Origin of the sequence: Gordonia sp. UCD-TK1, assembly GCF_001691435.1 — a bacterium.
Lineage (GTDB): Bacteria > Actinomycetota > Actinomycetes > Mycobacteriales > Mycobacteriaceae > Gordonia > Gordonia hongkongensis.
In genome coordinates, this window is record NZ_LZMP01000020.1 from 76,084 (window position 1) to 82,961 (window position 6,878).

Consider the following 6,878-nt stretch of genomic DNA (forward strand, 5'->3'; position numbering starts at 1 on the left):
TCCGCGCAACGAAACGCGACCACTGTCGCGGGGTTTGGGGAGATGAACCGGATCGAGGCTCAGACGGACAGTGCGGCCAGCTGTTTCGTGAACTCCCCCTCGTCGATTCGCGTGTGGCGTCCGTCCTCGACGACGATCTCGCCGCCGACCATCACCGTGTCGACGATGGACCGTGATCCGGTGGTGAGCAGCGACGCGCCGGGATCGCGGACGGGGAGGGTGGCGTAGTCGCGGTCGAACCGCACCAGCGTGAGGTCCGCGGGCGACCCGACTGTCACACCGCCGGTCACCGGCGACAGACCGAGCGCGTAGTTGGCGCCGCCGCAGGCGATGTCGAGCATCTGGGGGAACCCGAGCAGGTCCGCACGCCGGTGGACGGCACGTTGCAGGTAAGCGGCGATGCGCAGCGTCGCCAGCATGTCCTGGGTGTCGTTGCTGGCGGCGCCGTCCACGCCCAGCCCGACCGCCAGGCCGCGCTCCAGCATCGCCGGGATCGGGGCCACCCCGCTGCCGAGACGCATGTTCGACAATGGATTGTGCGACACCGCCACCTTCCGGGCGGCGAGGGTGCGCTGGCCGGCGTCGTCGAGCTCGACGCAGTGGACGGCGAGCACGCGGTCCCACAGGAAGCCGTTGCGGTCGAGGTGGTCGACGGCCCCGAAGCCGGTGTGCTGCCGACACATCTGCTCGTCGGTGCCGGTCTCGAGCAGGTGGATGGAGACCGGCAGTCCACGTTCCTGCGCGAAGTCGCGGATCGTCCGCATCCCGGCGTCGGTGACCGAGCGCGGATTGGGTACCGCCAGGGCCATCGAGATCGCTGACCCGGCAACCTCGTTGCGGAGATGGTCGACGTGGTCGAGGACCTCGCCGAGGGGTTGCATCAGCCGCGGTTCGAACCCCCACTTGCGGCTCGGGTCGGTGCGGTCGGCGACCCCGCGGCCGAGGATCGCCCGGATTCCGGTGTCGCGCAGTGCCCGCACGACGGCGTCATGGATCTCGTGCGACGGGTGCGGCCACATGTGTTCGACCACGGTCGTCGTGCCCGATCGCAACAGTTCGAGGCAGGCCGAGACAGCGGCGAGGTAGGCCCGCTCGGGTGTGATCGCCACCGATTCCTCGCCCACGGCCAGCAACCATTCGAGCAACGGTGTGCATTCGGCGATTCCCCGCATGAGCGACTGCTGGAGGTGCGTGTGGGTGTTGACGAACCCGGGGATGACGTAACCGTTACCGGTTCCACCGCCCGGACGGGCGGTGGGTGCGATCGCGGTGACGATCCCGTCGACGACATGGACGTCGTGATGGGCTTTCCACTGGCCGGCCGTGTAGACGGTGACGTCGCGAAAGGCCAGGGCCGCCGCGGTGACGGCGGCCCCGGGCAATGATGTGTCGGTCACTTCGCGAAGTTCGCGGCGATGCGCTGGGCGAGGTAGTCGGCGGCGGTGATCGGCGGGTAGGTGCCGCCCGCGCTCTCGATCAGCACGTCGGAGTTCGCTTGGGCGAAATACGCGAGCGTGTAGCGCGGACCGGTGTACTCGCCTCGGCGGGGAGCCCGGACCCGATGGAAGTTCGACGGCAGTCGGTCGTCGGACCAGCGCATCAGCATGTCGCCGATGTTGCAGGTGATGGCGTCGTCGGACGGCTCGACCGACGTCCAGGCCTCGCCGTCGGCCTCGGCTCCCGGTAGCACCTGCAGACCTCCCTGACCGGACCGCTGGAACAGCAGGGTCAGTGCGTCGAAGTCCGTGTGTGCGCCAGCGCGCCAACTGTTCTCGGAGTCGATCAGTTCGTCGGGGAACGCGTAGTAGTGCAGCAACCGCAGGGTGCTCTGGTAGGTGTCCGCCGTCGGGTCGTGCGCCCGGGTGAAGAAGTCGCGGTCGAGACCCAGACGCTCGGCGAAACAGCTGAGCAAGGTCATGGCCACCGACCAGCACCGGTGCTCAAAATCCTCGATGGTGGAGCGGAATCCGGCGAGCTCGCGCTCACTCGGCCACAGTCCGTCCATGCGGGGCCGGGTGAACTGGTAGGACTCCTTCTGGTCCGGTGTGCCGATCGACGGGCGTACCTGGGTGCGGTACTCCCAGCCCGCGTTCTGGCCCTTCTTGAGCGGATACTGCTCCTTGATCGAACGGGGGAGCGCGAAGAACCGGGCGGACATCTCGAACGCGTGGTCCACCGCGGCCAGGTCGATGCCGTGGTCGATCACCTGGAAGAAGCCGATGTCGGTTGCGGCCGACCAGAGTTGGTCGGCGATCTCGTCGCGGCGGTTGTCCAGATCGGCCAGACTGATCCGGCGGATCTCGCGGTCGGTGGTCTCGGTTCCCAGCCCGCCCATCCGGCGTTCCCGGTCGAGCTCGGCCAGGCCGGCCGAGGCGGCCGGCGATGGGGGTGTGGTGGTCTCGGTCATCGTGTGTCTCTCTGTGGTCGGGGATGACGTGGGCGTCGGGTCAGCGGATCTGCTCATCGATGAACTGGGTCGTGAACAGCTGGTCGGCGGGCAATGCGGCCGGCAGGTCGGCGCCTCCGCCGTTCAGGATCGGCACGAGGTCGTTGATCACGTTCTGCGCCTTCACCATGTCGTAGCTGCCGTAGATACCGTCCGCGCCCGGGGCGATGACCGCGCGATCCTTCAGCAAGCCCGCCGAGTACGCCGCCTCCCCGGCCGAATACGGGGTGAAGGAGACGTCCTGGGACACCCAGTCGACGATGGTGGCGTTGACCGCGTCGGGCGAGGCCACGTAGTCCTTACCGGTCTGCTGGATCATCGGGACCAGCTGCTCCAGACACGGCGACATCTCCTCGACGTCACCGGCGCGGACCGAGACGTTCGACGCGTAGACGTCGTACCCGGCGTCCTTGACCATCGCGTAGGCGACCGGCTTGTTCCACGACGGGGTCTCGTTCTCGTAGGTGTAGGGCTCGGAGTTGGCGAACCCCTGCTGGGTGATCGACGGGTCGCCGACGAAACGTGCCGGGGCGCCGTCGTAACTGGTGTCGAGCTGATCCTGCTGCAGCAGCCCCTTCGCGACCAGCCACTGCGGGAAGATCTGATCCTTCGACACCACCACGCTGGCGTCGGACCGGCCGATGTCGGCGATCGTCTTCACGTCCGGGTGGGTTGCGGGGTCCCACATGATGATCGAGGGGTTGTATTGCAGCAGGGGCGTCACACCGACCACGCGTTGGTCCTTGGCGGCGGAGATCATCTGGTCGCCGTGGACGAGACCGAGGTGGATGGAGTCGTCGGAGTACATGGCCGAGGGCACCGACTGGAATCCGATGGCCGGGCCGCCGGCGCGCAGCGTGATGTCGACGCCGGTGTCCATGCCGTCGAAGACGAGCGGTCCGGAGACCGACTTGTTGTCGGTGTCGACGGTGTACCCGGGTCCGAGAAGTCCGATGACCCCGGCCATGTCCGACTGCGGTTGCCACTGCAGTTGAACCACCACGTTGTCGGGGCAGGTTCCGGCGAGGGTGGATTCGGCCGGCGCCGAGGGGATGCTCGACGACGCGGTGTCGTCGGACCCGGAACTCGAGCAGCCGGCGAGAACCGCTGCGCAGATGGTCGCCGCCGTGGCGGCCACGGCCAGACGCGACGTGCGGAGGCGGGACGGTGGGTGAGGGGTCATGGGATCTCCTGGACTGATGCCGTTCATTCGCGACACATTCGCGATCTACATGTGAAAGCTAGGTCGACGTTCCGGATTGCGCCAGCCGGGAACGGTGCCGATCCGAGAGGGCTCCAGTTACATGTAGATAGGCCTTGAACTGCAACTATGTAGCGAATCGGGCCTCGGAACGACCCCGGTCCGCCCCAGCTGGTGACGCAGTGTTTACACATGGTCATCAACTTGAAATACATGTAACCAATCATCGAGTGGCAGTAAGACTGCAAAAGTTACATGTAGACAGCACAGGGGAAGGCCGGATGAAACTCTACGACACGGTGAGGGATGTGGATGCGCGTCATCTCACCAAAGATGTGGTCGCGTCCGTCTCCGGGGTGACGAAGCGATTCGAGTCCGGGACCCAGGCGCTGGACCGGGTGGACCTCGACGTGCGCGCCGGCGACTTCGTGGCCGTCGTCGGACCGTCGGGTTGTGGTAAGTCGACCCTGCTCCGGATGGCCGCCGGTCTCGAGAAGCCCACGGAGGGAAGCGTGGCACTGTCCACGGAGTCGGTCGGGTTCATCTTCCAGGAACCGACCCTCCTCGCCTGGCGCAGTGTGCGGGGCAATGTCGAACTCTGCGCCGAGATCGCCCGGCTGCCGCGGGGTGAACGACGACGCCGGGCGCAGGCCGCGATCGACGCGGTCGGTCTCACTGGGTTCGAATCGCAATTGCCGCGCATGCTGTCCGGTGGCATGAAGATGCGTGCCTCGCTGGCCCGCGCGTTGACCTCCGAGCCCGAATTGTTGCTTCTCGACGAGCCTTTCGGCGCTCTCGACGAGATGACCCGGCTCGACATGCAATCCGAGCTGCAACGGCTCTACGCCGAACGCCGGTTCACCGCGATGTTCATCACGCATTCGGTGTCCGAAGCGGTCTTCCTCGCCAACCGGGTGATCGTGATGTCCGCACGCCCCGGGCGGATCGTCGCCGACATCGGCATCGACTTCGCTCACCCACGCCACCCGGATCTGCGCTACGACAGCCGTTTCACCGACCACGTCGCCGAGATCTCCGAGACCCTCCGAGGTGCACGATGACCACCGCCGCCCGATCTCGTCCCGCCGCCGGCGAGCACCACGGACCGGTCTCCGCGCCGCAGCCCGAACCCACACGCGGCGAACGGTCGTCGCGGAAGAGTGGCGCCCGCCGTGTCACGGCGGCCGTGCTGAGGTACGGAGCACCCCCGGTCCTCTCCCTCGCCGTGGGGATCGCCGCCTGGTACGCGGTCAGCTATCTCATCCTCACTCCGGAGCGGCGTTTCCTGCTCCCGCCGCCGCACACCGTGCTGACCGAGTCGCTGCTGGACCCGGACAGCGTCGGCCCCATGCTCGACGCGCTGTGGGTCACCGCGAAGGTCTGTCTCGTGGGATTCGCCTTCGCTGCGCTGATCGGGGTCGCCATCGGCGTCCTGATGAGCCGGGGGCCCTTCCTCGAACGCGCGATCTACCCCTGGGCCGTTGTGCTGCAGGTGATCCCGGTGCTCGCGATCGTTCCGCTGATCGGACTCTGGTTCGGCTACGGGATGGTCGCCCGCACGATCGTGTGCGTGATCATCGCGATCTTCCCCATCATCGCCAACACGCATTTCGGGCTCGTCTCGGTCGACAAGTCCTCACAGGAGCTGTTCACCCTGTCGAAGGCCTCACCGGTGCAGCGCCTGCTGATGCTCGAGTTCCCGTCGGCGCTCCCGTCGATGATGACCGGCTTTCGGACGGCCTCGGGGCTGGTCGTGGTGGGCGCCATCATCGGTGACATGTTCTTCGCCAAGGGCGAACCCGGTATCGGGACCCTGCTCGACATCTATCGGGCTCGCCTCCAGTCCGACGACCTCATCGCGGCGATCGTCCTGGCCTCGGTGTTCGGCATCCTCGTCTTCGGCGCCTTCAGCATTCTCAACGCCGCCGTGAACCGTCGTCGCTGAGGACATCTCCGCGCTCGCAACCACCTCGACCCGAACCCATCCGGAGGATTCATGTTCACCGTTCCCACCATCGACATCTCGCCCTACCTCGACCCGGACAGCTCGGCCGCGGCCCGGGACGGCGTGGCGCGCGCCCTCGACGACGCCTGTGGCGGAGTCGGTTTCGTCCAGGTCGTCGGTCACGGGATCGCACCCGGCGTCATCGACGGACTGACCGCGGCGCTCGACGAGTTCTACGCGCTGCCCCTCGAGGTGAAGAAGCAATACGCCCGGCCGGGGCAGAATCGTGGCTACAGCCCGCCGAAGAGTGAGTCGCTGAGCATGAGTCTCGGTGTGGCCGCGGCGAATCAGATGAACGACTTCTACGAGGCGTTCACCGTCGGCTCGGAGTGTTCCTGGTTCCCGGGCCTCGACCTGCCGGCGTCCAGCTACCCGACGAACACCTGGCCGGACGCGGCGCCGGGATTCCGCCCGGCGGTCGAATCCTGGTTCGACGCGGCGCGGGGCCTCTCGCGAGTTCTGCTCACCGCCTTCACCGATGCGCTCGGTCTGCCGCCCGGCTACTTCGACGCGATGACCGATCACTCCATCGACGCGCTGAAGCTCAACAACTACACCCTCCCCAAAGGCGAGATCGAACTCGCCGGGGAGCTGACCGGGATGGGTGCGCACACCGACTTCGGCATCCTCACCGTGCTGTGGGCCGACCAGGTGCCCGGGCTCCAGGTGCTCGATCACGACGGGCGGTGGCACGACGTGGCATCCGCCGACGGCGCCCTGCTGGTCAACCTCGGCGACGCCATGGCGCGGTGGACGAACGACCGGTGGCGCTCGACTGTCCACCGCGTCGACCCGCCCGTCGTCGACGGCCGGATCCTGCGTCGTCGATCGGCAGCGTTCTTCTTCGACGGCAACGCCGATGCCGTCATCGAGACGCTGCCCGGGTGCGCGCGTACCGACCACCCGGGATATCCGCCGATCACCGTCGCCGAGAACATCGATGCGAAACTCGCCGGGATGAAGAGCGGAATCGCACCCGTCGGCGCCGAGCGCGAGGCGCAGCGCGTGATGGCCGCGGGATGAGGCCGGGGCATCGGCCTTCTACGCTGGGACGATCATGACGGGAAACGGAGACGACGGCGCGCTGCTCATGCAGTCGGTCCTGCGCCGGATACGAGACGAGATCTTCGACGGCACGCTCGAACCCGGTGCGTCGCTCTCGGTTCCGGGTCTGGCCGCCCGACTGGACCGCCTCGCGCACCGGGCTGCGGGACACGTCCAGTCGG

General features: G+C 67.3%; 6 protein-coding genes. 3 read left to right on the forward strand and 3 right to left on the reverse strand.

The genetic code is table 11. The annotated features are described in order from the left end of the window. Window positions 1-59 precede the first annotated feature (59 nt). Genes A9310_RS12745 through A9310_RS12755 form a run of 3 tightly spaced genes read right to left on the reverse strand, consistent with a single transcriptional unit; the run spans window position 60 to window position 3,629 of the window. Window positions 60-1,397 (reverse strand): amidohydrolase family protein, encoded by a 1,338-nt coding sequence (locus tag A9310_RS12745; RefSeq protein WP_065630922.1) that lies wholly within the window; start codon window positions 1,395-1,397, stop codon window positions 60-62. Next, a complete protein-coding gene (locus A9310_RS12750) occupies window positions 1,394-2,407 on the reverse strand; it encodes an isopenicillin N synthase family oxygenase (RefSeq protein WP_065630923.1) in 1,014 nt (337 codons plus the stop codon). Before A9310_RS12750 ends, A9310_RS12745 begins: the two co-directional genes overlap by 4 nt. 40 nt (window positions 2,408-2,447) lie before the next feature. Next, on the reverse strand, window positions 2,448-3,629 hold the full coding sequence (locus A9310_RS12755) for a nitrate ABC transporter substrate-binding protein (RefSeq protein ID WP_065630924.1): 1,182 nt from the start codon (window positions 3,627-3,629) through the stop codon (window positions 2,448-2,450). A gap of 299 nt (window positions 3,630-3,928) precedes the next feature. Here A9310_RS12755 and A9310_RS12760 point away from each other — a divergent pair, with 299 nt between their 5' ends. The 3 genes from A9310_RS12760 to A9310_RS12770 are packed head-to-tail and all read left to right on the forward strand — an operon-like array spanning window position 3,929 to window position 6,675. After that, on the forward strand, window positions 3,929-4,708 hold the full coding sequence (locus tag A9310_RS12760) for an ABC transporter ATP-binding protein (RefSeq protein ID WP_065630925.1): 780 nt from the start codon (window positions 3,929-3,931) through the stop codon (window positions 4,706-4,708). Continuing rightward, the gene (locus tag A9310_RS12765) at window positions 4,705-5,592 is read left to right on the forward strand and encodes an ABC transporter permease (protein WP_254661248.1); all 888 of its coding nucleotides are present in this window, start codon (window positions 4,705-4,707) and stop codon (window positions 5,590-5,592) included. Before A9310_RS12760 ends, A9310_RS12765 begins: the two co-directional genes overlap by 4 nt. A 51-nt stretch (window positions 5,593-5,643) precedes the next feature. Then, window positions 5,644-6,675 (forward strand): isopenicillin N synthase family oxygenase, encoded by a 1,032-nt coding sequence (locus tag A9310_RS12770; RefSeq protein ID WP_065630926.1) that lies wholly within the window; start codon window positions 5,644-5,646, stop codon window positions 6,673-6,675. Window positions 6,676-6,878: the final 203 nt, after the last annotated feature.